Genomic DNA, 26,944 nt, shown 5'->3' with positions numbered 1-26,944 from the left:
CGGAGCCCGGTAGTGCTCTCCATTGAGGACCTTGCCGTCGGCCCGGCGTGCAACCTGCACGTCCGGGCCGAGCTTGCTCATGTTGGCGCGGTGGATCTCGGCGATCACCTGGTCGAGGTCGATGCCGTGGACCAGGGCGGTGCCGTAGGCCACGTAGACCACGTCGGCCAGTTCGTGCGCGAGTCTGTCCAGCGGGCCCTCGACCGCGACCTCGGCCACCTCCGCGGCCTCCTCGGCGAGGAGTTCCCCACGGTGGGCGGCCAGTTCGGGGGACACCTCGGCCGGCGTGCTGCGGGCGGCGAGGCCGAAGGCGAGGTGGAACTCGCGGACGAGGTCGGCGGGCGAAGTGCTCATACGGCGACTCTAACGGCCACCACTGACACCGCCCTCTGCTCCGCCTCGGGCCACGGGGAGTGACCGGGGCCCTGGTCAGTGCCGTGCGTCGCCTGGCAGGATCGCCGCATGTCCCAGGTCTTCACCCGTATCAGCAGGCGCCGGGCACGGCAGAGCGCGGCCGTCGCCGTCGTGGCCCTCGGCCTGCTGCTGTGGTGGCTGGTGCCCTTGGGCGAGAAGCCGCCGAGCGGCACGATCGTCTTCAGCACCGGCACGCCTCGGGGCGTCTACCAGGAGTACGCCGAGCGGCTGCGCACCGAACTGTCCAGGGACATGCCCCAGCTGAAGGTGAAGCTGCTCAACAGCGCGGGTTCGCAGGAGAACGTCCAGCGGGTGGCGACCGGAAAGGCCGACTTCACCATCGCGGCGGCCGACGCGGTGGAGACGTACGAGCTGGCGCACGGCAGCGGCGCCGGCCGGCTGCGCGGTGTGGCCCGGCTCTACGACGACTACGTGCACCTCATCGTGCGGAGCGACTCGGGCATCAGGAGCGTCGCGGACCTGCGGCACAAGCGGGTGGCGACGGGGCTGCCGGACTCCGGGGTGCGGCTGATCGCCGACCGTGTGCTGCGGGCCGCCGGGATCGACCCGCGCAAGGACATCACACCGGTCGCGGACGGCATCGACACCGGGCCCGACCGGCTGGAGCAGGGGAAGATCGACGCGTTCTTCTGGTCGGGCGGCCTGCCCACGAAGGGGCTGGCCGCGCTGGCGAAGAAGGCCGCCTTCAAGTTCGTACCGCTCGACGGCGACCTGGTCACCAGGCTGCACGGGCAGGGGGAGGAGGCGCGCTACTACCGGGCCACCAACATGCCCGAGTCGGCCTACCCGGCCGTGCAGCAGGGCGCCGAAGTGCCGACGATCGCGGTGTCCAACCTGCTGATGACCCGTGCGGACGTGGACCCGCGGCTGACCGAGTGGATGACCCGAACGGTGATCAAGAGCCGCGACGGCATCGGGGCACATGTCCACTCCGCCCAGCTGGTCGACCTGCGCACCGCCATCTTCACCGACCCGCTGCCGCTGCAGGAGGGCGCACGCCGCTACTACCGTGCCGTCAAGCCCTGAAAAGCCTTGCGGGCACCGGTTCGTGACGCCCGTCGAGCCGGGCGCGGGAAGCCTTGTGGGCAGCCCTAGGAGGAGCGGTCCGTGGGGCCCTCGGAGCCCTGTCCGGTCTCCGCGTGCCGCGGCACCGTGACCGTCACCCGCAGCCCCCGCGGCTCGTGGTGGGCGTAGTCGATCGAGCCGCCGCCCGCCGCGAGCAGGGCGCGGGTGATGGACAGGCCGAGGCCCGAGCCCTTGACGTTCTGGTGGCGGCCGCTGCGCCAGAAACGGTCGCCCACGCGCGCGAGTTCGTCGTCGGTCAGACCGGGGCCGGTGTCGGTGACGACGACCGTGGAGGCGTCGCCGTCGGACGCCACCGTGACGCCGACCGTGCCGCCCTCGGGGGTGAACTTCACGGCGTTGTCGATCACCGCGTCCAGCGCGCTGGACAGGGTGATCGGGTCGGCCCAGGCGGTGATGGGCGGGCAGTCGGCGGTCAGCCGGACACCCTTGGCGCCGGCAGCCGGTGACCAGGCGGCCACCCGCTCCTCGGTGAGCGCGCCGACGTCCGTCAGGCCGAGGTCGGCCTCGGCGTGCTCGGCCAGCGCCAGGTCGAGCAGGTCGTCCAGGACCTGCGCGAGGCGCTTGCCCTCGGTGCGGACCGAGGCGATCTCCTCGTTGCCCTCGGGGAGTTCGAGGGCGAGCAGTTCTATGCGCAGCAGCAGCGCCGCGAGCGGGTTGCGCAACTGGTGCGAGGCGTCCGCGACGAAGGCGCGCTGCTGCTCCAGCACTTCCTCGACGTTGTCCGCCATCTCGTTGAACGACCGGGCCAGCCGTCTCAGTTCCGGTGGGCCGCCCGCGGCCGCGACCCTGGATTTGAGGCGTCCGGTGGCGATGTCGTGGGTGGTGGCGTCCAGGATCCGTACCGGTCTGAGCACCCAGCCGGTCAGCCGCAGCGCGGCGCCGACGGCCAGCAGCATGGCCGCGCACTCGCCGGCCGCGACGAACAGCCAGCCGTGCAGGATCCGCGACCGCATCTGCCCGGTGGGCGAGTCCGTGACCACGACCGCGACGACGTCCCCGTCCCGGATCACCGGCGAGGCGACGACCAGCCGGCCGCGCTGCCAGGGCCACACCTGCTGCGGGTCGTGGCTGCGCCGGCTGAGCAGCGCCTCGTCGAACGCCTCCCGGACCTCCCCGGTCTGCGGTACGGACCAGTCGGCGGGCGCGTTGGCCATGGCCGAGCCGTTGCGGTAGAAGACGCCCGCGCGGATGCCGTAGACGCCGTAGTAGCTGTTCAGTTCGGTGCGCAGGGCCTGCCGGCGCTCGTCCGGGCCGGTGCGGCGCGATCCGCTGGGTCCGTCGGTGACGAACTGGGCGAGTGCGCCGAAGCGTGCCGTGTCGTCGATCCGGTCGACGACGACCTTCTGCTGCTGGGCGGCCGCCATGCTGATGGCGAGCGGCAGGCCGAGCGCGAGGAGGACGGCCGCCATCAGGACGATGAGCAGCGGCAGGAGCCGTGTGCGCACCCGTCCCCGCTAGGCGGCCGGGGCGACGAGGCGGTAGCCGACGCCGCGTACGGTCTCGATGAGCGCGGGCATGCGCAGCTTGGCGCGCAGGGAGGCGACATGCACCTCGAGGGTGCGGCCGGTGCCCTCCCAGCTGGTGCGCCAGACCTCGCTGATGATCTGCTCCCGCCGGAAGACCACGCCGGGGCGCTGGGCGAGCAGCGCGAGCAGGTCGAACTCCTTGCGGGTCAGCTGGACGACCGAGCCGCCCACGCTGACCTGGCGGGTGGGCAGTTCGATGCGTACGGACCCGAGGTGCAGGGCGCTCTCGGCCGCCGTGGCGGGGTCCTCGTGCGCGGTGCGCCGGCTGACTGCGTGGATGCGCGCGAGCAGTTCCCCGGTGTCGTACGGCTTGACCACGTAGTCGTCGGCGCCCAGGTTGAGGCCGTGGATGCGCGAGCGGACGTCGGAGCGCGCGGTGACCATGATCACCGGGGTGCTGGTGCGTTTGCGTATCTTGCCGCAGACCTCGTAGCCGTCCTGGTCGGGCAGGCCCAGGTCGAGCAGGACCACGCCGAAGCCGTCGCCCTCGGGGACGAGCGCCTGGAGGGCCTCCTCGCCGCTGCGCGCGTGCGTGACGTCGAACCCGTGTCGCGCGAGGACGGCGGACAGCGCCGCGGCGACATGGTTGTCGTCCTCGACGAGCAGCAGTCTCACTCCCGGCCCCCTCCGGTTCAGCGGTCGTACGGACCCGGTTCCCGTCCGCCCTGTAGATCACGTGCACGCGCGCGTGCACCATGGCAGTGACGCCGATGGATAAGGACGGCGTCAAGAGGGTTCCGGTTGCCCGTCGCTTCCGTTACCCGGCCGATACGCACCGGGCGGCCGCTGCTACGACACGTGTCCGCCGGCTACCGGATTGTGATGCTCAGATCTCCCTCAGATGTGATGACGCAGGTCACAGGCCCTCACTACTGTCCTCCGAAACCGAGGAGGACGGAGCCTGAAAGCGATGACCGAAGTATCGGTGGCCAAGGAAGACGCGGCCGCGTCCGACGAACTGGTCGTCCTGAAGAGCGTCAACAAGCACTTCGGCGCGTTGCACGTACTCCAGGACATCGACCTGACGATCGCCCGTGGCGAGGTCGTGGTGGTCATCGGGCCCTCCGGGTCCGGAAAGTCGACCCTGTGCCGGACCATCAACCGCCTGGAGACGATCGATTCGGGCGCCATCACGATCGACGGAAAGCCCCTGCCGCACGAGGGCCGGGAGCTGGCTCGGCTGCGGGCGGACGTCGGGATGGTCTTCCAGTCCTTCAACCTCTTCGCGCACAAGACCGTGCTCGAGAACGTGATGCTGGGTCAGGTCAAGGTCCGCGGGGCGGACAAGAAGCAGGCCGAGGAGAAGGCGCGGAACCTGCTCGACCGGGTCGGGGTGGGCACCCAGGCCGACAAGTACCCCGCCCAGCTGTCGGGCGGCCAGCAGCAGCGCGTCGCCATCGCGCGGGCGCTGGCGATGGGCCCGAAGGTCATGCTCTTCGACGAGCCGACCTCGGCCCTCGACCCCGAGATGATCAACGAGGTCCTCGAGGTCATGCAGCAGCTCGCCCGTGAGGGCATGACGATGATCGTCGTCACCCATGAGATGGGCTTCGCACGATCGGCTGCGAACCGGGTGGTCTTCATGGCGGACGGCCGGATCGTCGAGCAGGCCGCGCCCGACCAGTTCTTCAGCAACCCGCGCAGCGACCGGGCCAAGGACTTCCTGTCCAAGATCCTGCACCACTGACGGTGCGGGCCGGGCCGTCGCCCGCCCTGGGTCGCCTTTTCCAACGGACCTCGTTCCTCACCATTCGAAGGATGTTCAGCATGAAGCTCCGCAAGGTCACCGCCGCCTCGGCCGTCGCCCTCGCGCTCGCCGTGTCCGTCACCGCGTGCGGCGGCGGCAAGAAGAACGACAGCGGTTCCTCCGGCGGCGGCAAGAAGATCGCCGTCGGCATCAAGTACGACCAGCCGGGCCTCGGCCAGAAGACCCCGCAGGGCTACTCCGGTTTCGACGTCGACGTGGCCACCTATGTCGCCAAGAAGCTCGGTTACAGCGCCGACCAGATCGAGTGGAAGGAGTCGAAGAGCGCCGACCGCGAGACCATGCTGCAGCGCGGGGACGTCGACTTCATCGCCGCCACCTACTCGATCACCCCGGAGCGTCAGCAGAAGGTCGACTTCGCCGGCCCGTACCTGCTGGCCCACCAGGACGTGCTGATGCGCTCCGACGAGACGAAGCTCAAGTCGGCGAAGGACCTGAACGGCAAGAAGCTGTGTTCGGTCTCCGGCTCGACCTCGGCCCAGAACCTCAAGGCCAAGCTGGCTCTCCAGACCAACCTCGTGACGTACCCGACGTACTCGGCGTGCATGTCCGGTCTGCAGAGCGGCGCCATCGACGCCCTCACCACGGACGACTCGATCCTCGCCGGTTACGCCGCCCAGGCCCAGTTCAAGGGCAAGTTCAAGCTGGGCGGTTTCAAGATGACCAACGAGAACTACGGCATCGGCGTCAAGAAGGGCAGCGACCTCAAGGCCAAGATCGACAAGGCGCTGCAGGAGATGGTCTCCGACGGCTCCTGGGAGACGGCCGTGAAGAAGAACTTCGGCCCGGCCAACTACCAGTACGAGCCCGCCCCGAAGATCGGCGACATCAAGAGCTGAGGCAGCGCCCGCCGGTGCGCCGTCGCTCCTGACGGCGGCGGCGCACCCGGGCATCCTTACACGCGGAAGCGCGGGAGATCGTGTTCGACTTTCTGGGACATTACGACGTGCTGGGCGCCTTCTGGACGACGGTGCAGCTCACGCTGCTGTCGGCCGTGGGCTCCCTGGTCTGGGGCACTCTGCTGGCCGCCATGCGGGTGGGACCGGTACCGCTGATGCGCGGTTTCGCCACCACCTACGTGAACATCGTGCGGAACGTCCCGCTCACGGTGATCATTCTGTTCTCCTCCCTCGGCCTCAGCCAGACGCTGGGCATCACCCTCGGCGCGGACGACTTCCAGGTCCAGGGCTTCCGGCTGGCCGTGCTCGGTCTGATCGTCTACACCGCGGCCTTCGTGTGCGAGGCGATCCGGGCCGGCATCAACACGGTGCCGGTCGGCCAGGCGGAGGCGGCACGGGCCCTCGGCCTCGGCTTCACCCAGGTACTGGGTCTGGTCGTGCTGCCACAGGCCCTGCGCGCGGCCGTCGGCCCGCTGACCAACGTGCTGATCGCGTTGACGAAGAACACGACGGTGGCCGCCGCGATCGGCGTGGCGGAGGCGGCGCTCCTGATGAAGAAGATGATCGAGAACGAGGCGCAGTTGCTGGCGATCTCGGCGGTCATCGCCTTCGGATTCTGCTGCCTGACCCTGCCGACCGGCCTGATCCTCGGCTGGGTGGGCAAGAAGGTGGCGGTGAAGCGATGAGTTCGGTCCTGTACGACACCCCGGGGCCGCGCGCCAAGCGGCGCAACGTCCTGTACACGGCGCTCTTCCTGGTCGCCCTCGCCGCCCTCCTGTGGTGGGTGTACAAGTCGCTCGACGACAAGGGCCAGCTGGCCTGGGCCCTGTGGAAGCCCTTCTTCGGCGGCACCGAGGCGTACTCGACGTACATATGGCCCGGCCTGCGCAACACCCTGGAGGCGGCCGCGCTGGCGATGGTCATCGCGCTTCCGCTGGGTGCCGTCCTCGGTATCGCCCGGCTCTCGGACCATGTGTGGGTGCGCGTCCCGGCGGCGGTCGTGGTCGAGTTCTTCCGCGCGATCCCGGTGCTGGTCCTGATGATCTTCGGGCTCGCGCTCTTCGCCCAGTACACGGATGTCAGTTCGGACGACCGTCCGTTCTACGCAGTCGTGACCGGTCTGGTGCTGTACAACGCGTCGGTGCTCGCGGAGATCGTGCGTGCGGGCATCCTCACCCTGCCGAAGGGCCAGTCCGAGGCGGCCATGGCGATCGGCCTGCGCAAGGGCCAGGTGATGCGGCTCGTCCTGCTGCCGCAGTCGGTCACCGCCATGCTCCCGGCCATCGTCAGCCAGTTGGTGGTCATCGTGAAGGACACCGCCCTCGGCGGCGCCGTCCTCACCTTCCCCGAGCTGCTGGCCTCGGCCAACACGATGAGCGGCTACTACGGCAACATCATCGCCTCCCTGACCGTCGTGGCCGTGATCTATGTGGTCATCAACTTCTCGCTGACCTCGTTCGCGAGCTGGCTCGAACGGCGGCTGCGGCGGGGCAAGAAGTCGACCGGCGCGGTGCTCGCGGCCCTGGACGTGACGGACATCGCGGGTACGGCTGCGACCGGCGCGGATCCGGCCGGCGGCCTCTCCGGCTCCGGTGACTTCGGCCGCCCCGGGAAGTGACGCGCACTCAAGTCGTATGAATCGCCCGGAGGCAGTGGCATGATCGCCACTGCCTCCGGTCACTTGACGCAAACTCTGCCAATGGGTTGCATACGTTCTGTGATCGTGCACCCCGCCTCGCCTTCCTGTTCACCTGTCTCCGTCGGGGCACCGCCGCGGGCAGGGGGCGTCACGCCGTGGACCCGGTGATCATCGTCGGAGCGGGGCCCGTGGGGCTCACGCTCGCCCTGGCGCTGGCCCGCCAGGAGGTGCCGTCGGTCGTCCTGGACGACGGCCCCGGCAAGGACGAAGCCCGCCCGGCGCGCACCGTCGTGCTGCGCGAGGACACGGCGGCCCTGCTGGAGCGGCTGACCGGCGTGGCGCTCGGGGAGCACGGCGTGCGCTGGGCCGGATGGCGGTCCCTGCGGCGCAGGCAGGTGATGAGCGAGATCACCTTCGCGCGGGACGAGCCCGCCCCGCTGCACATCGCCCAGCACGTCCTGACCGGTTTCCTGCGCGCGGCCGTCGCGGACGAGCCGCTGGTGAAGGTCGCCGTGGACAGCCGCCTGGATTCGATCGAGCAGGAGCGTTCCGGCATCACCGCGCACACCCGCGGCCCCAAGGGCATCTGGTGGCGGGGCAGTTATCTGGTGGGCTGCGACGGCACCCGCTCGACCGTGCGCAAGCTCCAGGACATCCGCTTCCCGGGCCGTACGGCGGTGGAGCGACACGCGGTCGCGGCGCTGCGTGCGGAACTTCCGTGGGAGGGTCAGGCGTTGCTCCATCGGATGCCGCCGTGGCGGTCGTCCGGGCCCTCGGCCGGGGAGGTGACCGCCCGCCCCCTCCCGGACGGTGTGTGGCGTCTGGACTGGCTGCTGCCGCCGGGCAAGGACCTGGTCACGCCCGAGATCCTGGTGACCCGGATCCGCGAGACCCTCGGAGGCTGGACGGGCAGCTCCGCACCGGTGTACGACCTGCTCGACACCGGTGTCCACACCGTGCACCACCGGCTGGCCCGGCGGTGGCGGGCCGGCCGCGTCTTCCTCGCCGGCGACGCGGCGCACCTGCTGGGCGCGCTGGGCACCCAGGGGCTGGACGAGGGACTGAGGGACGCCGACAACCTCGCCTGGAAGCTGGCCCCCGCCTGGCACCACGGGCATCACGAGGCGCTGCTGGACAGCTACCAGGCGGAGCGGCGCGCGGTGGTCGCCGCCCGGTTGCGCGCCGCCGACCAGGTGCTGCCGGTGCTGCGCGGCGGAGGCGGGCTGCGGCACATCGTCCCGGGCGCGTCCCGGGGGCACGACGCGCTGCTCAGCGACGGTCACCTGGGGCGCGGGCCGCTCGGCGCGCCGGGGGCGTACGCCGACTCCCCGCTCGCACCACGCGAGCTGGAGGGCGAGATCCCGATCGACACACCGCCCGGCGCACCGGTCGCCGACGTCCGGGTGACCGCGGAGGATGGTTCCTTCGTCCAGTTGCGCGACCGGCTCGGCCGCGGCGCGCTGCTCGTCGTCCTGATCGCGCCCGGCACGGGGGTGTGGGACCGCAAGCACTGGGTGTCCGCCGGGGTGATGCCCCGGCTGGCGGCCGCCGTGACCGCGCTGCCGTACCCCGCCGAGCTGCTGGTCGCCGAGAGCTACCCGGGTGCGCCGGCGCACAGTGTGCTGCTCGTACGCCCCGACGGTCACCTGGTCGCGGCGTTCGGCGGGGTCCGCCCGGCGGACCTGTACGCGGCGGCCGAGGCCACGGTGGGCGGCACGGTGAAGGAGGAGGCGGGGGCCCACTCCGGCGCGCGCTGACCGTGAACCCCGTCACCCTCCGTCCACATGGTGACGGTGAGTTGACCGGGCTGCGGCAGCGTGCTGTACTCCGGATCGTGACCGACACCTGTGTGCGCCTGTGGCGGAGGGTCCACATGGACCTCGTCCGCTACGCGGGCTGCGTGTGTCGCCCGTCCTGCTGAATTCGCACCCCTTTCCTTCCGGGCGCCGTCGTGCGCCCGCTTCCGCGAACCCTCTTCAGGACGGTGCACGTGTCTGTCTCGTCTCCTTCCGTGTCCCCTGCCGTCGGCCCTGCGCCCACGCAGGCGGACCTCCTCGACTTCGTACGGCGCACGGCCGCCGACACCGAGCTGATCGCCTCCCTCCCGCTCGACCCGGAGGGCCGCACCTGGGTGCGGCTGGACGGGCCGGGCGGCAGCGAGGCCTGGCTGATCGGCTGGCCGCCCGGCACCGGCACCGGCTGGCACGACCACGCCGACTCGGTCGGCGCCTTCCTCACCGCCTCGGGCGAACTGACGGAGAACTCGCTCGCCGCGCGGCTGCCCACCGACGGCTGGAAGACCCTGGAACTCGACGAGGCGGTGGACCGCGAACGCCGGCTGCCCGCGGGGCAGGGCCGCGCCTTCGGCCACCACCATGTGCACGAGGTGCTGAACGAGTCCCCCGACCGGCACGCGGTCTCCGTCCACGCCTACCACCCGCCGCTGCCGCGGATCCGCCGCTACAGTCGCACGGGCCAGGTGCTGCGTCTTGAACAGGTCGAACGCCCGGAGGACTGGCAGTGAGCGACACCACCGACCGACAGCCGCCGGGAATCGACGAGTTGCTGGAGCGGGTGCGCTCGGGCTACCGGCGCATCGAGGCGCAGGAGGCGCACGCGGCGGCGCGGGCCGGTGAGGCGCTGCTGGTCGACATCCGGTACGCGGCCCTGCGCGAGCGGGACGGGCTGATCCCCGGCGCCCTCGTGGTCGAGCGCAACGAGCTTGAGTGGCGCCTCGATCCGCGCGGCAGCCACCGCCTCGCCGAAGCCACGGGACACGACCTGCGCTTCGTGGTGATCTGCAACGAGGGCTACGCCTCCAGCCTCGCGGCCGCCTCCCTCCACCAGTTGGGCCTGCACCGGGCGACGGACCTGGTGGGCGGCTTCCAGGCCTGGCGGGCGAAGGGCCTGCCCGTGGCACCGGCGGCGTCCTGAGCGGTACGGACCGGAAAGCCCCGCGCACCCCCGCGCGTTCGCTCCACGGGGGTTCGCGACGGAGCACTCGCGCACTGCCGAGGGCGCCGGTCCCATTCCTCTGCCGAGGGCACCGTTCCTACTCCTTGGCCGTGGCCACCGTCACCGCCGGCACCCGCAGTGCCACACGGCCCGGCAGCGCACTGCCGACGAGGGCGAGGAGGCCGGCGGTCGCGACGACGGCGAGGTAGAGCAGGGGCGTGATTGTGGGCGCCGCCCGGCCGGTCATCCCGACGCTGAACGCGGTGAGCACGGCGAGGGCGATACCGCTGCCCAGCGCGGTGGCGAGGAGCAGGACGGACAGCGCCTCGGTGCGCAGCATGCGCAGCACCTGACGCCGGGTCGCACCGGCGAGGCGGAGCAGGGCGAACTCCCGCACACGCTCCGCGATCGACATGGCGAGCGTGTTGACGACGGCGATCGCGGTGAAGGCCAGCACGAGCCCCATGGCGAGATAGTTGACCTCGGCGTTCGCCTGCCGGCCATCGGCCTGGAGGGCATCGGCCTCGGCCGGCGAAAGAATTCGCAGCCCCGGGAACTCACGCAGTGTAGTCACGAGTTGTGTCTGTGTACGGGTCGTGGCGACGAGGACGGAGGAGGCGAGCGGATTGTCCACGTGGCGGGCGACGAGGTCGTGGGCGAAGGTGAGGTCGCCGAAGCCGAGACCCCGGGCATAGACGGCGGCAACGGTGAGCGTGGCGGGCGTGCCGTCGCCGAGTGTGAGGGTGAGGGTGCTTCCGGGCCTCACATGCTGTTGTGCGGCGGCCAGTTGGCTGACGGCGACGGTGCCGGGAGCGAGCTTGTCCAGGGAGCCGGCGGTGACCTGCGGGTCCCAGGTGCGGGCCAGACCTGCCGGGGTCACGCCCTGCGCGGGGTACTTGTCCAGGCCGACGCGGACGGTCGTGCGGACCACTTCGGTGACCGTGTCGTGCCGGGCGCGCAGTCGCCGCGCGGCCTCGTCGGGGACGCCAGGACCCTGTGCGGCCACGACCCAGTCGGCCTTCACACCTTCCCGGGCCTGGGTACGGGCGGCGTCGCCGAGCGTGGACTGGACGAACAACACGGTGCAGGTCATGCCGATGAGCAGGGTGAGGGGGGTGACGACGGAGGCCATGCGGGCGGCGTTGCCGCGCAGGTTGGCGGTGGCGAGGCGGCCGCCGTGGCCGGTGAGCCGGAGCGGTGCGGCGAGCACCAGCGCGGCCGCCCTGACCAGGAGCGGACCGAGCAGGGCGACGGAGGTGGACAGGACGACGACGGCCAGGAAGGTCACGGGAGTCGAGGCGGGTTCGGTGCGCAGGGAGGTGAGGACGACGACGAGGACCACGCCGCCGGCGAGAAGCAGCAGCCCGGCGAGCGTCCGGCCCCAGGCGGGGCGTGTGCGCTCGGTCCTGGCCTCCGCCAGGGCCTCGGCCGGTCGGATCCGGACGATCCTGCGGGAGGCGATCCGGGCCGCCGCCCAGGCGCCCAGCAGGGTGGCGGCAAGAGCGGCGAACGGCGGGAAGGCGCTGACGGTGTGCTCGAGCGTGTCGGGTACGGCCCCGAGGGCGACGAACCGGGAGTGCAGCCAGCCGCCCAGCGGCAGCCCGAGCAGCGCACCGGCCGTGCCCGCGGCGGCGCCGACGACCAGCGCCTCGCGGCCGAGCAGCTTGCGGATCTGTCCGGGCGTGGCGGCGACGGCGCGGAGCAGGGCGAGTTCACGGTGGCGCTGCTGGACGGTGAGCGCGAAGGTGCCGACGACCACGAGCACCGCCACCAGCAGCGAGGTGCCGCCCATGGCGCCGCCCATGCTGACCAGCCGAACGCGAGCGGCGGCCGCGTCCAGGAACTCGACGGGTCCACGGGCGTCACCGGTGCTGACCTGGGCGGTGGTGCCGTGCAGCGCGCGTGCCACGGCCTGCCGCACCTGCTCGGGATCCGTCCCCGGGACCGGCAGCACGCCGAACGCGGTGACCTGCCCCGGGTGCGCGGCCAGCCGGCGTGCCTCGGCGGCGGAGAAGAACAGGGACGTCTGGTGGCATACGGCGGTGGCCGGGGTGGCGATACCGGTGATCCGGTAGCTGCGCGGGGCCTGCGTGGACTGCACGACGAGCCGGTCGCCGGGGCGCAGGCGGGCGCGTGCGGCGAGGTCGCTGTCGACGACCAGGTCGTCGGCGGATTTGGGCGCGTGGCCCGTGCTCAGCCGGTACGGCGTCAGTGCCGCGGAGTCCCAGGCGTGCCCGTAGGAGGTACGGCCGCCGGTGCCTGCCTCGGTCAACGGATCGGCGAGGAAGGTGAGTTCCGGGACGACCCGGGCCACTCCCGGGGTGCGGGCGATCGTGCCGCGCAGGTGCTCGGGCAGCCAGGCACGCTCGGCGATGGGCTTCGCCTTGTGCTTGACCTTGGTCTTGCCCTTCTTGTGTTCGACGGTGGTCCGGTGGACGTACTGGTCGGCGGAGACCACGACGGGCGCGGCGGCATAGCGCTCGGTGCGGATGGTGCCACGCAGACCGGTGTCGAGGAGGGTGCCACAGGCGGTGATCAGAGCGGCCGCGCACATCAGGGCGAGGAAGGCGCCGAGGAAGCCCGCCGCGCGGGCGCGGACTGTCCGGAGGGCGTAACGCAGCATCATCGGGACGGGCTCTCTTCTGTTGTACGGCGGGGGAACGTGCGCTGACCGCCCCGGCCCGTGTGCGCGGTGCTCCGGGGCATGCGTACACCCTCGCCGGTACCTGGGCCCCGGAGCATTGCGGTGACCCGCCGTCCTCGCCGGGGGTAAACCCCCCTACGACCCGTCCTGTTGACCGCCCGTCAGGACTCCGTGTCCCCGAGGAACTCCGTGTCCTCGCCCTCTTCCTCCAGGGCCTGGCGGACGACGCGGAGGGCCATTCCCTCGGAGTAGCCCTTGCGGGCGAGCATGCCGGCGAGGCGCCGGATGCGCTTGTCGCGGTCGAGGCCCCGGGTGGCGCGCAGCTTGCGGGCGACGAGTTCGCGGGCCGTCTCCTCCTCCTGCTCGGAGTCGAGACGGCCGACGGCCTCGTCGATCAGCGTCGAGTCGACTCCCTTGGTGCGCAGCTCCCGGGCGAGTGCGCGCCGGGCCAGTCCCCGGCCGTGGTGCCGGGACTCCACCCAGGCGTCCGCGAACGCACCGTCGTCGATCAGCCCGACCTCCTCGAACCGCGACAGCACCTCCTCGGCCACGTCCTCGGGGATCTCCCGCTTGCGCAGGGCGTCCGCGAGCTGCTTGCGGGTGCGCGGGGTCCCGGTGAGCAGGCGCAGGCAGATCGCCCGTGCCCGCTCAACCGGGTCCCCCGAAGACTCCCCCTGCTCGGCCCTCGACGAGGAAGGGGTGCCTTCGTCCTCATCGCGCGGCTCGCCGAAGCCGCGCCGGCGTCGGCCGCGTCCCCGGCCGCTCCGCGCGCCTGCCGCTTCCCGGGCACCGCGGTCGGACGAGCCGCCCCCGTGCCGCTCGTCGCTCCCGTCGCCCGGGTGGGTGCCGGCGTCTCCGTAGCCGTCGTGCTCCCCGTGATTGCCGTATCCGCCGTCCGCGTACTCGCCGTCACCGCCCGGGGCGGAGTCCGGGGAGCCCCCGGCGCCCCTACCCCGCGGGGCACCGGGGGTGGCGTACTCGTACTCGGCCCAGTCGGTTCGCCGTGTCATGGATCAGCTCTTGGCAGCGGCGGCCTTGGGCTTGGTGGCCTTGGCGGCTGCCGGGGCGGGCGCCGTCTTGGCGTCGTCGGCGGCCGCGGTGGCGACCGCCGCGTCGGTGCCCGGCTCGGCCGCGGGCTCCTCCGGCCGGACACCCACGCCCAGCTTCTCCTTGATCTTCTTCTCGATCTCGTTGGCCAGGTCGGGGTTGTCCTTGAGGAAGTTGCGCGCGTTCTCCTTGCCCTGGCCGAGCTGGTCGCCCTCGTACGTGTACCAGGCGCCGGCCTTGCGGACGAAGCCGTGCTCCACGCCCATGTCGATCAGACCGCCCTCGCGGCTGATGCCCTGGCCGTAGAGGATGTCGAACTCCGCCTGCTTGAAGGGCGGGGCGACCTTGTTCTTCACGACCTTGCAGCGGGTGCGGTTGCCGACCGCCTCCGTGCCGTCTTTCAGGGTCTCGATGCGGCGGATGTCGATACGCACCGAGGCGTAGAACTTCAGCGCGCGGCCACCGGTCGTGGTCTCCGGGGAGCCGAACATCACGCCGATCTTCTCGCGGAGCTGGTTGATGAAGATCGCGGTGGTCTTGGACTGGTTGAGCGCGCTGGTGATCTTCCGCAGGGCCTGACTCATCAGCCGGGCCTGGAGACCGACGTGGCTGTCGCCCATCTCGCCCTCGATCTCCGCGCGCGGGACGAGCGCGGCGACGGAGTCGATGACGATGAGGTCGAGGGCGCCGGAGCGGACGAGCATGTCCACGATCTCCAGGGCCTGCTCGCCGTTGTCGGGCTGGGAGAGGATCAGGTTGTCGATGTCGACGCCGAGCTTGCGCGCGTACTCGGGGTCGAGGGCGTGCTCCGCGTCCACGAAGGCGACCTGGCCGCCGGCCTTCTGGGCGTTGGCCACGGCGTGCAGGGTCAGGGTCGTCTTACCGGAGGACTCCGGGCCGTAGATCTCGACGACACGGCCACGCGGCAGGCCGCCGACGCCGAGGGCGACGTCGAGAGCGGTCGACCCGGTCGGGATGACCTCGATGGGCTCCCTCGACCGCTCGCCCATGCGCATGACCGCGCCCTTGCCGAATTGCCGTTCAATCTGTGCGAGCGCGGCGTCGAGCGCCTTCTCGCGGTCGGTTCCTGCCATGGGTTCCACCCGGTTTGCTTGAGTCGATCGCTTCACGTCAAAGACGCTAACGCCTGCCACTGACAATGCGCCCCGACGTCGGTCCGGCCTGTGGATAACCAGGGGACTTCTCCACCCGAACCAGGTCGAAATCCCCACAGAAAGCCTCGCCTGAGCCTCCATAAGAATGGATGTTCGATTTTGGTGTCAAGCGACACCGGCCGCCGCTACTCCCGCCGGCGTACCGCGGCTGCCTCCGGCCGGACGACGACCACACGGGCCGCTGCCGGAAGCCTTGCCCCCATGAAGATTCCGCGCGCCGTCGACCGGCTCTGTCATGCGACGGGACTGCTCCTGATCCTGTCCGGTCTCGTGCACCTGGGGGTGTTCGCGGTCGACGGCGGTCCCTGGGACGGCCCCGTCTCCTGGCGCAAGCCCGTCACGTTCGGGCTCTCCTTCGGGGTGACGCTGATCGCGATCACCTGGGTCACGTCGTATCTGCGGGTCGGGGCGCGGCCGCGCGCGGTCCTGCTGCTCGTCTTCGCCGCCGACTGTGTGGTCGAGGTGGCCGGCATCACCCTCCAGGCGTGGCGCCGGGTGCCGTCGCACCTGAACATGGAGACCCCCTTCGACACGGCGGTGTCCATGACACTGGCGGTGGGCGGGGTTGTCCTGGTCGCCCTGCTCACGTGGTTCGCCGTCGCGTCCTTCCGGCACCGGCCCACGGGCCCGGTCGGCATGCCGCTAGCGGTGCGCTCCGGGTTCGCGGTCCTGCTGGTGGCACTGGCCTCGGGCGCGGCGATGATCGCGCGCGGGGTGGTGCTGACCCGGACCGGCCACCAGGAGGCCGCCTATCACTCGACGGCCCCGCTCAAGCCGCTGCACGGGGTCAGCCTGCACGCCGTCCTCGTCCTGCCGGCGCTGGCCTGGCTGCTGTCCCGCTCCTCCTGGAACGAGCGGGTGCGCCGGCGGATCGTGGCCACGGCGGTGGGCTGCTACGCGGCGGCCGTCGTCGCGGCGGGCGTGTGGGCGGTCCTCACGTACTGACGCGGTCGCTCGTCACGCACTCCGGCGGGCGGATCCCCCGTAGCGAAGCGCGTCACGACGTCTCCTCCGCACCGAAGCGCGTAACACGCCTCCTGCGCGCCGGTCCGCTCGCCCCTCGTGCGGCAGTCAGCGCGGCATTTTCGGTCCGGCACCTCAGCGCCGCTCTCCCGGCACGTTCATGACCGTGCAGACCACGCGCCACACGTCCCTGGCCTCCCAGCCGGCGTTCAGCGCCTCGTTCACCGTGCGTCCGCCCAGCTCGGACATGACGTGATCGCGCGCGAAGGTGTCGGCGTACCCCGTACCGAAGTGTTCCGCCATCCGCTGCCAGAAGACCGTCAACCGCATGACTCCAGTATCCCGCCCCTGAGAGTGGGCCCTGCCCGGGACCACTTGCCGAGACCGCTTTCCGCCCTACGGTCTGACGCATGGCCGAAACCGGAGCTTCCCCACTCCCCTGCACGCCCCCGGCGCGCTCCCCGCTCTTCCGCGCCGAGCAGTTCGTGTGGCTCACCGCGCGCGTGCTGGAGCAGCGCCTGTTCGCGTACCACTTCCTGCACGGAGCCCCGGAGGCGGTGGAGGCGGCACTGGACGCCTATCTCAACGAGGACGGCGGATACGGGCACGCCCTGGAGCCCGATCTGCGCGGACCCGTCAGCCAGCCGCTGCACACCGCGCACGCGCTGCGCGTCCTGGACGGCGTCGGGCGCTGCGGCGGGCAGCGGGTGGAGCGCCTGTGCCGCTATCTGACCTCGGTGTCCACGGCGGACGGCGCGCTGCCGGCGATCCGTCCGAGCCAGCGCGGGTACCCGACGGCGCCGTTCGTCCCGGTCGTGGACGACCCTCCCAGCGAACTGCTGGCGACCGGGCCGGTGGTGGGGCTGCTGCACCGCAACGAGGTGTGGCACGCCTGGCTGTTCCGGGCCACCGACTTCTGCTGGCAGGCCGTCGAGGCCCTGGAGAAGTCGCACCCCTACGAGGTGGAGGCCGCCGTGGCCTTCCTGGACTCCGCCCCCGACCGCCCGCGCGCGGAGGCCGCCGCCGACCGGCTGGGCCGCCTGGTGCGCGAGCAGCGGCTCGCGGCGCTGGACCCGGACCGCCTCGGCGCCTACCCGGTGGCGTCCGGCTACGCCCCGGGCGAGCACCACTTCCCGTACGACTTCGCGAGGAGCCCGGAGTCGCTCGCGCGCGCGTGGTTCACGGAAGACGAGATGGCCCGCTCACTGGATCACCTGGCCGCCGAGCAGCAGGAGGACGGCGGCTGGCCGATCCGCTGGCGCCGGTGGGCACCGGCCCCCGCCCTGGAGGCGCGCCCCATGGTGACGATCGAGGCGCTGCGCACCCTGCGGGCGTACGGCCGCTTCGTGGGCTGAAGCGGCGCGGCTCAGCCGCCGAGGGCCCGTACTCCCGCCGTCACGACCACGGCCGCGGCGACGACCAGCAGGAAGGGTGCGCGCAGCACCAGTGCCACGGCGGCCGCGCCGAGCCCCGCGGCCCGGGCGTCCAGCACGAGCGCGTGCCCGTCGGCGAACGTCTGCTGTGCGGTGAGCGCGGCGAGGAGGGCGACGGGCAGCAGGGCGGCGAGCCGTCGTACGAACGGCCGCTCGACGGCGTGGGCGGGTACCAGCAGGCCGGCGAGTTTCACGGCGTAGCAGCCGAGCACGGTCAGGCCGATTGCGATCCAGGTGTTCACCGGTCCCCCTCCGGTCCGTCCGGCTCGTGCCGGGATATGTCGCGTCCGCGGCGTCCCGCCACGAACAGGGCGACCGGTGCCGCCAGCGCCGCCGCCAGGACGGGGACACCGGCCGGCAGAACCGGCAGGAGTCCGAGGCCCAGCAGCACCGCCAAGCCCGCGACCGCGCGCTCGGTGGCGGTCTTCAGCATCGGGGCGAGCAGCGCCAGGAACACGGCGGGACCGGCCGCGTCGAGGCCCCACGCGCGCGTGTCGCCGATGGCCTTGGCCCCCAGGGCACCAAGGAACGTGGTGAGGTTCCACAGCACGTAGAGGCTGAGGCCGGTGACGGTGAAGCCGATCCGCGCGGCGCGCCGGGTCGGCTGGGCCAGGGTGACCGCCGTGGTCTCGTCGATCACCCACTGGGCGGCGAACGGCCGCACCGCGCGCGGGAGCGCGAGCAGCTGCGACAGGCGCAGCCCGTAGAAGGCGTTGCGTACGCCCAGGAAGAAGGCCCCGGCCGCGGCCGTGAACGGATTGCCCCCTGCGGCGAGCGCTCCGACCAGGGCGAACTGGGAGGCGCCGGTGAACACCAGGAGGCTGAGCGCGCAGGTCTGGAGGAGCCCGAGCCCGCTGCCGGCCGAGGTCACGCCGAAGGCGAACCCGGACAGGCCCACGGCGACGCCGACGCCCAGGGCGTCCCGTACGACCGCCGCATCGGGCTTGTCCGCGCCTTCGGCGGTCATGTCCGCGAGTGCTGTCTGTTGTGCCACGTCCCGGACGGTACGGGCATACGTCAGTCCGGGTCTTGTACGTTCTTGCGCTCGCGCTGGTACGCGCCCGGGGGCACGCCCACGATCCGGGCGAAGTGCCGGTTGAGGTGGGGCTGGTCGGTGAAACCGACGGCGACCGCCGCCTCGGCCGGTGGCGTACCCGAGTCCAGCAGGAGCCGGGCGCGGCGCACGCGGGCGTCGGTCAGCCATGTGTGCGGCGGCATGCCGTAGGCGTCCCGGAACGCTCGCAACAGCGCGAACGGACTGGTCCCGAGGTCGGTGGCGAGCCGTTCCAGGGTCGGCGGACCGGCCATGCGCTCCTCCAGCACCACGCGTGCGCGTGCCGCGATCCGGGCGCCGGCCGTCGGCGTCCGGCGCTGCGGCAGCGGACCGCCGTTCAGCCGGAGCAGCCTGGTCACGGCGACCCGCAGCAGGGTGTCGGCGGCCAGCGCGTTGCCCTCCTCGGCGGCGCGGAGCACCTGGTGGACGAGGCGGACGGTGGCGGGGTCGTCGAGGACGGGGCTGACGAAGCCGGGCGTGCCGCGGATGGTGGTGGTCTCCGCCGCTATCGCCGCCACCACGTCGGGCGACGGGTAGACCGCGCCGTACCGCCAGCCCTCGGGGACGCCGGCCCGGCCGGTGTGCGGGGTGTCCGGGTTGACCAGCGCCAGGGCTCCGGCGCCGGCGGACACGTCGGAGCCGCGGTGGTGGAAGACCTCGACGCCGTCGGCGATGGCCGCGATCACGAAGTTCTCGTGGGTGTGCCGGACGAAGGTCTTGCGGACGTACCGGGCCCGCAGCAGATCGACGCCGGGCAGCTCCTCGTACCGCCAGTGCCGCGCCCGCTCCACCGGCTGCCGCTCCCGGGCCCCGGGCGGTCGGCCGTCCTGCCGTCCAGCTGCACCTGCCATACGGCCATTCTCCGCCGCCCCGGCCGGGCCCCGCCGTCGCCCGGCCCGGAGCGCATGGCATTTGCCCAGGTCAGGGCGATTGTCAGTGGCCGGGTGCAGGATGGACACATGGTCAGCTCCGCACACCGGGCCCTCGACGGCTTCTCCCCCGCGACCCGCGGCTGGTTCACGGGGGCGTTCTCCGCGCCCACCGCGGCCCAGGCGGGCGCGTGGCAGGCCATCCAGGCGGATTCGGACGTGCTGGTGGTCGCGCCGACCGGCTCCGGCAAGACGCTGGCCGCGTTCCTCGCCGCCCTGGACCAGCTCGCGTCGAGCCCGCCCCCGGCCGACCCGAGGAAGCGCTGCCGGGTGCTGTACGTGTCCCCGCTGAAGGCGCTCGCGGTCGACGTCGAGCGCAATCTGCGCAGCCCGCTGACCGGTATCCGCCAGGAGTCCGTGCGCCTCGGCCTGCCCGAGCCCGAGGTCAAGGTCGGCATCCGCTCCGGCGACACCCCGGCAGCCGAGCGCCGCGCCCTGTCCACTCGTCCCCCGGACATCCTGATCACCACCCCCGAGTCGCTCTTCCTGATGCTGACCTCGGCCACGCGCGACGCGCTCACGGGCGTGGAGACGGTGATCCTGGACGAGGTGCACGCGGTCGCCGGCACCAAGCGCGGCGCGCACCTCGCGCTCTCCCTGGAGCGGCTGGACGAGCTGCTGCCGAAGCCGGCCCGGCGGATCGGCCTGTCGGCGACCGTGCGCCCGGTGGACGAGGTGGCCCGGTACCTCTCACCGCGCCGGAAGGCGGAGATCGTCCAGCCGGAGTCCGGCAAGGAGTTCGACCTCTCGGTGGTCGTCCCGGTCGAGGACATGGGCGAGCTGGGCGGCTCCCCGGTGGCCGACGCCGCCGAGGGCGGGGAGCGGCCGTCGATCTGGCCGCAGGTCGAGGAGCGGATCACCGACCTGGTCCAGTCCCACCGCTCCACGATCGTCTTCGCCAACTCCCGGCGCCTCGCGGAACGGCTGTGCAACCGGCTGAACGAGATCGCGTACGAGCGCGCGACCGGCGAGACGCTGGAGGAGCACCACGCCCCGGCCCAGCTGATGGGCGGCTCGGGCGCGGCCCAGGGCGCGCCCCCGGTGATCGCCCGCGCCCACCACGGCTCGGTGTCCAAGGAACAGCGGGCGCTGGTCGAGGAGGACCTGAAGGCGGGCAGGCTGCCCGCCGTGGTCGCCACGTCCAGCCTGGAGCTGGGCATCGACATGGGCGCCGTCGACCTCGTCGTCCAGGTCGAGTCCCCGCCGTCGGTGGCCTCCGGGCTCCAGCGCGTCGGCCGCGCGGGACACCAGGTCGGCGCCGTCTCCACCGGCGTCGTCTTCCCCAAGTACCGGGGCGACCTCGTCCAGGCGGCCGTGGTCACCGAGCGGATGCGCTCGGGCTCGATCGAGGCCCTGAAGGTGCCCGCCAACCCGCTGGACGTGCTCGCGCAGCAGGTGGTCGCCATGACGGCGCTGGACGCCTGGCAGTTCGACGACCTGCTCGCCGCGGTCCGCCGCGCGGCCCCCTTCGCCTCGCTCCCCGAGTCCGCGTTCACGGCGGTCCTCGACATGCTCGCCGGCCGCTACCCGTCCGACGCGTTCGCGGAGCTGCGCCCGCGGGTGGTGTGGGACCGGGTGACCGGCACGATCACCGGACGCCCCGGCGCCCAGCGCCTCGCCGTCACCTCCGGCGGCACGATCCCCGACCGCGGCCTGTTCGGGGTCTTCCTCGCCGGTTCCGACCCCAAGAAGGGCGGCGGCCGGGTCGGCGAGCTGGACGAGGAGATGGTCTACGAGTCCCGCGTGGGCGACGTCTTCACCCTGGGCACGAGTTCCTGGCGCATCGAGGACATCACGCGCGACCGGGTCCTGGTCTCCCCCGCGCCGGGCGTGCCGGGCCGGCTGCCGTTCTGGAAGGGCGACCAGCTGGGCCGGCCGCTGGAACTGGGCCGCGCGGTGGGCGCGTTCCTGCGCGAGGTCGGCTCCCTGTCCAAGGACGACGCCCGGCTGCGGCTGCTCGCAGCGGGCCTCGACGCGTGGGCGGCGGACAACGTGCTGTCGTACCTGGACGAGCAACGAGAGGCCTGCGGTCACGTCCCGGACGACCGCACGATCGTCGTGGAGCGCTTCCGTGACGAGCTCGGCGACTGGCGCGTCGTGGTCCACTCCCCCTTCGGCGCCCAGGTCCACGCCCCCTGGGCCCTCGCCCTCGGCGCCCGCCTCTCCGAGCGGTACGGTATGGACGCCCAGGTGATGCACGCCGACGACGGCATCGTGCTGCGCCTGCCCGACGCCGACCTGCTGGGCATGGACCTGCTCGACCAGGAGCCCATGAAGGCGGGCACGGAGTACGACGGCGAACAGGCGCCCGTGGGCGCGGCGGACGTCGCCTTCGACAAGGGCGACGTCGACCAGGTCGTCACCGACCAGGTCGGCGGCTCGGCCCTGTTCGCCTCCCGGTTCCGCGAGTGCGCGGCGCGCGCGTTGCTGCTGCCGCGCCGCAACCCCGGCAAGCGCACCCCGCTGTGGCAGCAGCGGCAGCGGGCGGCCCAACTTCTCCAGGTGGCCAGCGAGTTCGGCTCGTTCCCGATCGTCCTGGAGGCGGTCCGCGAATGCCTCCAGGACGTCTTCGACGTCCCCGGGCTCGTCGAGCTGATGGGTGACATCGAGTCCCGCAAGGTGCGTCTGGTCGAGGTCACCACTCCGGAGCCGTCCCCGTTCGCCCGCTCCCTCCTCTTCGGGTACGTCGCCCAGTTCCTGTACGAGGGCGACTCCCCGCTCGCCGAGCGCCGTGCCGCCGCGCTCTCCCTGGACTCCCGGCTGCTGGCCGAACTGCTGGGCCAGGCCGAGCTGCGCGAACTGCTCGACGCCGAGGTGCTGACCGAGCTGGAGCGCGAACTCCAGTGGCTCACCGAGGACCGCCGGGTCAAGGACGTGGAGGGCGTGGCGGACGTGCTCCGCCTGCTCGGCCCGCTGACCGATGCCGAACTGGTGGGGCGCGGCGCGGACCCGCACTGGGCGCGGGAGCTGGCCGGCGCCCGTCGGGCCATCAAGGTCCGGATCGCCGGCACCGACCACTGGGCGGCGGTCGAGGACGCGGGCCGGCTGCGCGACGCGCTCGGCACGGCGCTGCCCGTCGGCGTCCCCGAGGCCTTCACCGAGCCGGTCAAGGACCCGCTCGGCGACCTCCTCGCGCGCTACGCCCGTACCCACGGTCCGTTCACGTCGACCACGGCGGCGGCCCGCTTCGGCCTGGGCGTGGCGGTCACCGAGGGCGCCCTGCAGCGGCTCGCCGCGAACGGCCGGGTCGTCCAGGGCGAGTTCCACCCCGCGGGCATCGGCCAGGAGTGGTGCGACGCCGCCGTACTGCGGCGCCTGCGCCGCCGCTCCCTGGCCGCCCTGCGGCACGAGCTGGAGCCCGTGCCGCCTGCCGCGCTCGCCCAGTTCCTGCCGCAGTGGCAGCACATCGGCAAGGGCCACGGCCTGCGGGGCATCGACGGACTGGTGCGCGCCGTCGAGCAGTTGCAGGGCGCGTCGGTGCCCGCCTCCGCGCTGGAGAAACTGGTGCTGCCGTCCCGCGTGGCGAACTACACCTCGTCGATGCTCGACGAGCTGACCGCGGCCGGCGAAATCGTATGGGCCGGCGCGGGCGCCCTGCCCGGCAAGGACGGCTGGGTCTCCCTCTATCTGGCGGACGCGGCCCCGTTGCTGCTCCCGCCACCGCACCCGCTGGAGCTGACGGCGCTCCACCAGTCCGTCCTCGACGCGCTCACCGGCGGCTACGGCCTCTTCTTCCGCCAGATCGCCGACCAGGTCCGCGCCACCACGCACCCCGACGCCACCGACCCCCAACTGGCCGACGCGCTCTGGGACCTTGCGTGGACGGGCAGGCTCACCAATGACACCCTCGCGCCGATGCGCTCCCTGCTCGGCTCGGGCCGTACGGCGGGCTCGACCGCCCACCGCGCCAAGCGCGCCGTCCCGCGCGGGCGTTACGGCTCCCTGACGGCCGCCGCCCGTACGGCCTCCCGCACGGGCCCGCCGACCGTCGCCGGCCGCTGGTCGCTGCTGCCGACGGCCGAACCGGACACCACCGTGCGCGCGCACGCGCTGGCCCGCACCCTCCTGGACCGGCACGGTGTGGTCACCCGGGGAGCGGTCGCCGCGGAAGGCGTCGAGGGCGGCTTCTCGGCGGTGTACCGGGTGCTGTCCGCCTTCGAGGAGAGCGGCCAGGCGAGACGCGGTTATGTGGTCGAGGGGCTGGGCGCGGCCCAGTTCGCCATGGACGGCGCGGTCGACCGTCTGCGCGCGGTGTCCAACGCGCGCGAGCGGGGCGAGGCCCTGCCCGGCCAGGGCTCCCCCGACGGCTTCGCCTCCCCCGGCCTTCCCGGGCCGGGCTTTCCGAGCGGTCCGAGCGGTTTCGGCGACACCGACGGCGGCCCGCACGGCCGTACGGCCCTCGGCCCGGCCGACGGCGCCGGCTCCGGATTCGCCCACCCCGGCCTCGACGACGACTTCACCTGGCCGCCGGCGCCCCCTGGCGACTACGTCTCGCCCCGCGACCTCGCCGACCCCTTCGCCTCCCCCGGCTTCGGCGGTCCCAGAGAAGGCGGCGCGGCCGGCTACGGCCCGGCCGCGAACCGGGGCTACGGCGGCAGCCGCACCCGTGGCGGGGCTCCCGACCCCCGTGCCGTGGTGCTCGCCGCGGCCGATCCGGCGAACGCGTACGGCGCGGCCCTGCCCTGGCCCGAGCCGCCGACCGGCGCCGGGCACAAGCCGGGGCGCAAGGCCGGCTCGCTGGTCGTCCTGGTGGAGGGGGAGCTGACCCTCTACATGGAGCGCGGCGGCAAGACGCTGCTGGCCTGGCCCGCCGGCGCGGACACCGCGGCCACCGACGACCCACGTCTCCGTACGGCCGCGGAGGCCCTGGCCACGGCCGCCCGCGCCGGCTCGCTCGGCACGGTCACGGTCGAGCGGATCAACGGCGCCCAGGCCCTGACCTCCCCCACGGGCACCCTGCTGGAGGCAGCGGGATTCGTCGCCACACCCCGCGGCCTGCGCCTCAGAGCCTGACGACCACCGAGCGCCCGCCCCCACCGCTCAGGCCGTCCGACCCCACGGCGACACCGCCTTCACCACCGCACGTCCGACTCCCACTCGGCATCCGCCGAGCACCGCCACCGCAACCGTCCCCGCCCGGCCCAACCCCCGCGGACCGCCACCGCAAGGACCCGCTGCCTCACCCCGGCGATGCCCCTCCCCCCGCCGTGGCACCCTTGACCCATGCCCGAAGGTGACACGGTCTGGCAGGCCGCGCGGCGGCTGCATGAGGCTCTCGCGGGCAAGGCGCTGACCCGCAGCGACTTCCGGGTCCCGAAGTACGCGACGGTCGATCTCACCGGCCGCCGGGTGCTGAGCACGATCCCGCGCGGCAAACACCTGTTCACCCGGTTCGAGGGTGGCGTGAGTCTCCACACGCATCTGCGCATGGAGGGGGCGTGGAAGGTGTTCGGCACGGGCGAGCGCTGGCGGGGCGGACCGGCGTACCAGATCCGGGCGATCCTCGGCACCGCCGACCGCACGGCCGTCGGCTATCGCCTGCAGGTCCTGGAGCTGTTGCGCACGACCGAGGAGGAACAGGTCGTCGGCCACCTCGGGCCGGATCTGCTCGGCCCGGACTGGGACCCCGAGCGCGCCCTGGCCAATCTGCTCGCGGACCCGGCCCGCCAGCTCGGCGAGGCCCTGCTCGACCAGCGCAATCTGGCCGGAGTCGGCAACGTCTACAAGTGCGAACTGTGCTTCCTGCTCGGCGTCACCCCCTGGCTGCCGGTCGGCGCACTGCCCGCGGACCGTGCCGAGAAGCTGCCGGCCCTCGCCCAGCGGCTGCTGGAGGCCAACCGCGAACGCCCGGTGCGCCAGACCACGGGCCTGCACCGGCACGACCTGTTCGTCTACGGCCGCGCACCCCACCCCTGCCTGCGCTGTCGCACACCGGTCCGCGTGGCCGACCAGGGCGACGGCTCCCAGGAGCGCCCCACCTACTGGTGCCCGACCTGCCAGCAGGGCCCCGCTCCCGCGCCGGGAGCACCGCAGCGCTTCAGGGAGCGTTACCCCCGCCGGACCGGCTGATCGCGCCCAGTGCGGGCAGTCGCCGGAAGCCGACCCCGGCCATTGCACGCACAGGAATTGACGCCCCGTCAGAAGCGCTCGTACGGTCGCTGCATGCCTCTCACGGCGTACGACCTCACCGGACGCACCGCGTTCGTCACCGGAGCCGCCGGCGGCATCGGCCGGGCCTCCGCCGTCCTGCTGGCCGAGGCGGGCGCGACCGTGCACTGTGCCGACCGGGACGCGGACGGTCTGCACGGCACCGCCGCGCTGATCGGGAAGCTCGGCGGCACGGCCCGTACCCACGCTCTGGACGTCACCGACCGGCCGGCCCTCGCCGAGGCCGTCCGGTCCTGCGGCCGCCTGGACGTGATGGCGGCGATCGCCGGGATCATGCACAGCAGCCCGGTCCTGGAGACCCGGGACGAGGACTTGGACCGGGTGCTGGACGTCAACTTCAAGGGCGTGCTGTACGCCTGCCAGGAGGCGGCCCGGCTGATGCTCGCTCGCGAGACCCGGGGCAGCATCGTCACGATGGCCTCCGGCGCGGTCGACACCGGCGGCCCCGGCCTGCTCTGCTACGGCGCGGCGAAGGCGGCCGTGGTCCAGCTGACCAAGACGCTGGCCACGGAGGTCGGCCGGCACGGCATCCGGGTCAACGCGATCGCGCCGGGCTGGGTCCGCACCCCCATGACCGACCGCCACGACCGCGAGGCGCAGGCGCACACCGAGGCCGTGATGGCCCGGATGGCACCCCTGGGCCGGGTCGGCGAAGCGGACGACGTCGCCCATGCGGTGCTGTATCTGGCGTCGGACGCGTCGGCGTTCACGACGGGTCAGATACTTCGCCCGAACGGGGGTGTGGCGATGCCCTGGTAGCGTCCCCCGCCTGCCAGGCGGCCGCCCAGCGCCCGTCGGACACGGCCCCGGCCGCCCGCCCCCTGGGCACACAGTGCACGGGCAGCACGCTCAGCCCCCACCCGCCGGCCGCGACGGCCCCTTCCAGCACGCCCGAGCCCTGCCCCAGGGCGAGCCGCAGCACGGCCCACCACCACACCGTTCCGAACCCCAGCGCCACCGCCCAGCGCGCTATCCGCCCCACCATGGCCGCCACCACCTCCTGCCGGACGCTAGACCGTCGCCTGTCCCGCGCGGGAGGCGCACCACGGGCTCACGGATGCAGCGACGGACCGCACGACCGGCCGCCGTGCCCCGGGCCTCGCCGCGACCGCTACGCGTTCTCCGCCTGGAACATCCAGTGGTGCTTCTCCAGGTCCGCGGTGATCGCGATGAAGATGTCCTGGGTGACGGGATCAGACTCTCCGGTCGCCTCCACCCGCTCCCGC

Annotated in this window: 24 protein-coding genes and 1 pseudogene; 14 read left to right on the top strand and 11 right to left on the bottom strand. The window is 72.8% G+C overall.

Annotated elements, in window-relative coordinates:
- Positions 1 to 354 (bottom strand): pyrophosphohydrolase domain-containing protein (locus tag ACWEN3_RS12065; RefSeq protein WP_452968961.1); only part of this gene is annotated, 354 nt, incomplete at its 3' end.
- A gap of 108 nt (positions 355 to 462) precedes the next feature.
- Here ACWEN3_RS12065 and ACWEN3_RS12060 point away from each other — a divergent pair.
- Positions 463 to 1,461: a TAXI family TRAP transporter solute-binding subunit gene (locus ACWEN3_RS12060; protein ID WP_452968958.1), complete on the top strand. Its 999-nt coding sequence runs from the start codon at positions 463 to 465 to the stop codon at positions 1,459 to 1,461.
- Between the two features lie 65 nt (positions 1,462 to 1,526).
- On the opposite strand, the gene ACWEN3_RS12055 is transcribed toward ACWEN3_RS12060, so the two are convergent.
- A complete protein-coding gene (locus ACWEN3_RS12055; RefSeq protein WP_452968955.1) occupies positions 1,527 to 2,966 on the bottom strand; it encodes a sensor histidine kinase in 1,440 nt (479 codons plus the stop codon).
- Positions 2,967 to 2,975: 9 nt separating this feature from the next.
- Positions 2,976 to 3,662: a response regulator transcription factor gene (locus ACWEN3_RS12050; RefSeq protein WP_452968952.1), complete on the bottom strand. Its 687-nt coding sequence runs from the start codon at positions 3,660 to 3,662 to the stop codon at positions 2,976 to 2,978.
- A gap of 295 nt (positions 3,663 to 3,957) precedes the next feature.
- Here ACWEN3_RS12050 and ACWEN3_RS12045 point away from each other — a divergent pair, with 295 nt between their 5' ends.
- The 8 genes from ACWEN3_RS12045 (at position 3,958) to ACWEN3_RS12010 (ending at position 10,284) form a co-directional block, all read left to right on the top strand.
- Positions 3,958 to 4,734, top strand: coding sequence for an amino acid ABC transporter ATP-binding protein (locus ACWEN3_RS12045; protein WP_452968949.1), 777 nt, complete (start codon positions 3,958 to 3,960; stop codon positions 4,732 to 4,734).
- A gap of 80 nt (positions 4,735 to 4,814) precedes the next feature.
- A complete protein-coding gene (locus ACWEN3_RS12040) occupies positions 4,815 to 5,651 on the top strand; it encodes a glutamate ABC transporter substrate-binding protein (protein WP_452968946.1) in 837 nt (278 codons plus the stop codon).
- An 80-nt stretch (positions 5,652 to 5,731) separates the two neighbouring features.
- Complete coding sequence (locus ACWEN3_RS12035) at positions 5,732 to 6,397, top strand: amino acid ABC transporter permease (RefSeq protein ID WP_452968944.1); 666 nt, start codon at positions 5,732 to 5,734, stop codon at positions 6,395 to 6,397.
- Positions 6,394 to 7,329: an amino acid ABC transporter permease gene (locus tag ACWEN3_RS12030; protein WP_452968942.1), complete on the top strand. Its 936-nt coding sequence runs from the start codon at positions 6,394 to 6,396 to the stop codon at positions 7,327 to 7,329. Before ACWEN3_RS12035 ends, ACWEN3_RS12030 begins: the two co-directional genes overlap by 4 nt.
- Positions 7,330 to 7,505: 176 nt before the next feature.
- Complete coding sequence (locus ACWEN3_RS12025; protein ID WP_452968939.1) at positions 7,506 to 9,107, top strand: FAD-dependent monooxygenase; 1,602 nt, start codon at positions 7,506 to 7,508, stop codon at positions 9,105 to 9,107.
- Positions 9,108 to 9,109: 2 nt separating this feature from the next.
- Positions 9,110 to 9,271, top strand: a complete 162-nt coding sequence (locus ACWEN3_RS12020) for a putative leader peptide (RefSeq protein WP_452968937.1) — start codon at positions 9,110 to 9,112, stop codon at positions 9,269 to 9,271.
- Positions 9,272 to 9,340: 69 nt separating this feature from the next.
- Positions 9,341 to 9,874, top strand: a complete 534-nt coding sequence (locus ACWEN3_RS12015; RefSeq protein WP_452968934.1) for a cysteine dioxygenase — start codon at positions 9,341 to 9,343, stop codon at positions 9,872 to 9,874.
- Positions 9,871 to 10,284 (top strand): rhodanese-like domain-containing protein, encoded by a 414-nt coding sequence (locus ACWEN3_RS12010; RefSeq protein ID WP_452968932.1) that lies wholly within the window; start codon positions 9,871 to 9,873, stop codon positions 10,282 to 10,284. The genes ACWEN3_RS12015 and ACWEN3_RS12010 overlap by 4 nt, the downstream gene beginning before the upstream one ends.
- A gap of 118 nt (positions 10,285 to 10,402) precedes the next feature.
- Here ACWEN3_RS12010 and ACWEN3_RS12005 read toward each other — a convergent pair whose 3' ends face one another.
- The 3 genes from ACWEN3_RS12005 to recA all read right to left on the bottom strand — a co-directional run bounded on the left by ACWEN3_RS12005 (position 10,403) and on the right by recA (position 15,090).
- Complete coding sequence (locus ACWEN3_RS12005; RefSeq protein ID WP_452968929.1) at positions 10,403 to 12,931, bottom strand: ABC transporter permease; 2,529 nt, start codon at positions 12,929 to 12,931, stop codon at positions 10,403 to 10,405.
- 179 nt (positions 12,932 to 13,110) lie between these two features.
- Positions 13,111 to 13,959, bottom strand: coding sequence for a recombination regulator RecX (gene recX, locus ACWEN3_RS12000; protein WP_452968926.1), 849 nt, complete (start codon positions 13,957 to 13,959; stop codon positions 13,111 to 13,113).
- A gap of 3 nt (positions 13,960 to 13,962) precedes the next feature.
- Positions 13,963 to 15,090: a recombinase RecA gene (gene recA, locus ACWEN3_RS11995; RefSeq protein WP_452968924.1), complete on the bottom strand. Its 1,128-nt coding sequence runs from the start codon at positions 15,088 to 15,090 to the stop codon at positions 13,963 to 13,965.
- A gap of 282 nt (positions 15,091 to 15,372) precedes the next feature.
- Here recA and ACWEN3_RS11990 point away from each other — a divergent pair, with 282 nt between their 5' ends.
- On the top strand, positions 15,373 to 16,116 hold the full coding sequence (locus ACWEN3_RS11990; RefSeq protein WP_452968922.1) for a hypothetical protein: 744 nt from the start codon (positions 15,373 to 15,375) through the stop codon (positions 16,114 to 16,116).
- A gap of 153 nt (positions 16,117 to 16,269) precedes the next feature.
- On the opposite strand, the gene ACWEN3_RS11985 is transcribed toward ACWEN3_RS11990, so the two are convergent.
- The gene (locus tag ACWEN3_RS11985; protein WP_452968920.1) at positions 16,270 to 16,464 is read right to left on the bottom strand and encodes a DUF3046 domain-containing protein; all 195 of its coding nucleotides are present in this window, start codon (positions 16,462 to 16,464) and stop codon (positions 16,270 to 16,272) included.
- Between the two features lie 80 nt (positions 16,465 to 16,544).
- Here ACWEN3_RS11985 and ACWEN3_RS11980 point away from each other — a divergent pair, with 80 nt between their 5' ends.
- The gene (locus tag ACWEN3_RS11980; RefSeq protein WP_452968917.1) at positions 16,545 to 17,489 is read left to right on the top strand and encodes a hypothetical protein; all 945 of its coding nucleotides are present in this window, start codon (positions 16,545 to 16,547) and stop codon (positions 17,487 to 17,489) included.
- 11 nt (positions 17,490 to 17,500) lie between these two features.
- On the opposite strand, the gene ACWEN3_RS11975 is transcribed toward ACWEN3_RS11980, so the two are convergent.
- Genes ACWEN3_RS11975 through ACWEN3_RS11965 form a run of 3 tightly spaced genes read right to left on the bottom strand, consistent with a single transcriptional unit; the run spans position 17,501 to position 19,472 of the window.
- The gene (locus ACWEN3_RS11975) at positions 17,501 to 17,809 is read right to left on the bottom strand and encodes an AzlD domain-containing protein (RefSeq protein WP_452968915.1); all 309 of its coding nucleotides are present in this window, start codon (positions 17,807 to 17,809) and stop codon (positions 17,501 to 17,503) included.
- A complete protein-coding gene (locus ACWEN3_RS11970) occupies positions 17,806 to 18,561 on the bottom strand; it encodes an AzlC family ABC transporter permease (protein WP_452968912.1) in 756 nt (251 codons plus the stop codon). Before ACWEN3_RS11970 ends, ACWEN3_RS11975 begins: the two co-directional genes overlap by 4 nt.
- Before the next feature lie 23 nt (positions 18,562 to 18,584).
- Positions 18,585 to 19,472 (bottom strand): AraC family transcriptional regulator, encoded by an 888-nt coding sequence (locus ACWEN3_RS11965; RefSeq protein WP_452968909.1) that lies wholly within the window; start codon positions 19,470 to 19,472, stop codon positions 18,585 to 18,587.
- 108 nt (positions 19,473 to 19,580) lie between these two features.
- Between ACWEN3_RS11965 and ACWEN3_RS11960 the strand changes: the two genes are divergently transcribed.
- The 3 genes from ACWEN3_RS11960 to ACWEN3_RS11950 all read left to right on the top strand — a co-directional run bounded on the left by ACWEN3_RS11960 (position 19,581) and on the right by ACWEN3_RS11950 (position 26,477).
- The gene (locus ACWEN3_RS11960) at positions 19,581 to 24,563 is read left to right on the top strand and encodes an ATP-dependent helicase (RefSeq protein ID WP_452968907.1); all 4,983 of its coding nucleotides are present in this window, start codon (positions 19,581 to 19,583) and stop codon (positions 24,561 to 24,563) included.
- A 210-nt stretch (positions 24,564 to 24,773) separates the two neighbouring features.
- Positions 24,774 to 25,619: an Fpg/Nei family DNA glycosylase gene (locus ACWEN3_RS11955; RefSeq protein ID WP_452968904.1), complete on the top strand. Its 846-nt coding sequence runs from the start codon at positions 24,774 to 24,776 to the stop codon at positions 25,617 to 25,619.
- Between the two features lie 93 nt (positions 25,620 to 25,712).
- Entirely contained in the window at positions 25,713 to 26,477 is a 765-nt protein-coding gene (locus ACWEN3_RS11950) for an SDR family NAD(P)-dependent oxidoreductase (protein ID WP_452968901.1), read from the top strand.
- Positions 26,478 to 26,829: 352 nt separating this feature from the next.
- Here ACWEN3_RS11950 and ACWEN3_RS11945 read toward each other — a convergent pair.
- A pseudogene (locus ACWEN3_RS11945) lies at positions 26,830 to 26,944 on the bottom strand (DNA starvation/stationary phase protection protein); the annotation flags it as partial.

This window comes from Streptomyces sp. NPDC004561, from assembly GCF_053602155.1.
Note: the sequence above shows the minus strand (reverse complement) of the source record. Positions and strands in the feature narration are given on the sequence as shown.

What these genes read in the sequence shown, in the direction of transcription:
- ACWEN3_RS12060 (WP_452968958.1), top strand. Translation starts at nt 463, where the DNA reads ATGTCCCAGGTCTTCACCCGTATCAGCAGGCGCCGGGCACGGCAGAGC.
- ACWEN3_RS12045 (WP_452968949.1), top strand. Translation starts at nt 3,958, where the DNA reads ATGACCGAAGTATCGGTGGCCAAGGAAGACGCGGCCGCGTCCGACGAA.
- ACWEN3_RS12040 (WP_452968946.1), top strand. Translation starts at nt 4,815, where the DNA reads ATGAAGCTCCGCAAGGTCACCGCCGCCTCGGCCGTCGCCCTCGCGCTC.
- ACWEN3_RS12030 (WP_452968942.1), top strand. Translation starts at nt 6,394, where the DNA reads ATGAGTTCGGTCCTGTACGACACCCCGGGGCCGCGCGCCAAGCGGCGC.
- ACWEN3_RS12005 (WP_452968929.1), bottom strand. Translation starts at nt 12,931, where the DNA reads ATGATGCTGCGTTACGCCCTCCGGACAGTCCGCGCCCGCGCGGCGGGC.
- recX (WP_452968926.1), bottom strand. Translation starts at nt 13,959, where the DNA reads ATGACACGGCGAACCGACTGGGCCGAGTACGAGTACGCCACCCCCGGT.
- recA (WP_452968924.1), bottom strand. Translation starts at nt 15,090, where the DNA reads ATGGCAGGAACCGACCGCGAGAAGGCGCTCGACGCCGCGCTCGCACAG.
- ACWEN3_RS11990 (WP_452968922.1), top strand. Translation starts at nt 15,373, where the DNA reads ATGAAGATTCCGCGCGCCGTCGACCGGCTCTGTCATGCGACGGGACTG.
- ACWEN3_RS11985 (WP_452968920.1), bottom strand. Translation starts at nt 16,464, where the DNA reads ATGCGGTTGACGGTCTTCTGGCAGCGGATGGCGGAACACTTCGGTACG.
- ACWEN3_RS11980 (WP_452968917.1), top strand. Translation starts at nt 16,545, where the DNA reads ATGGCCGAAACCGGAGCTTCCCCACTCCCCTGCACGCCCCCGGCGCGC.
- ACWEN3_RS11965 (WP_452968909.1), bottom strand. Translation starts at nt 19,472, where the DNA reads ATGGCAGGTGCAGCTGGACGGCAGGACGGCCGACCGCCCGGGGCCCGG.
- ACWEN3_RS11960 (WP_452968907.1), top strand. Translation starts at nt 19,581, where the DNA reads ATGGTCAGCTCCGCACACCGGGCCCTCGACGGCTTCTCCCCCGCGACC.
- ACWEN3_RS11955 (WP_452968904.1), top strand. Translation starts at nt 24,774, where the DNA reads ATGCCCGAAGGTGACACGGTCTGGCAGGCCGCGCGGCGGCTGCATGAG.
- ACWEN3_RS11950 (WP_452968901.1), top strand. Translation starts at nt 25,713, where the DNA reads ATGCCTCTCACGGCGTACGACCTCACCGGACGCACCGCGTTCGTCACC.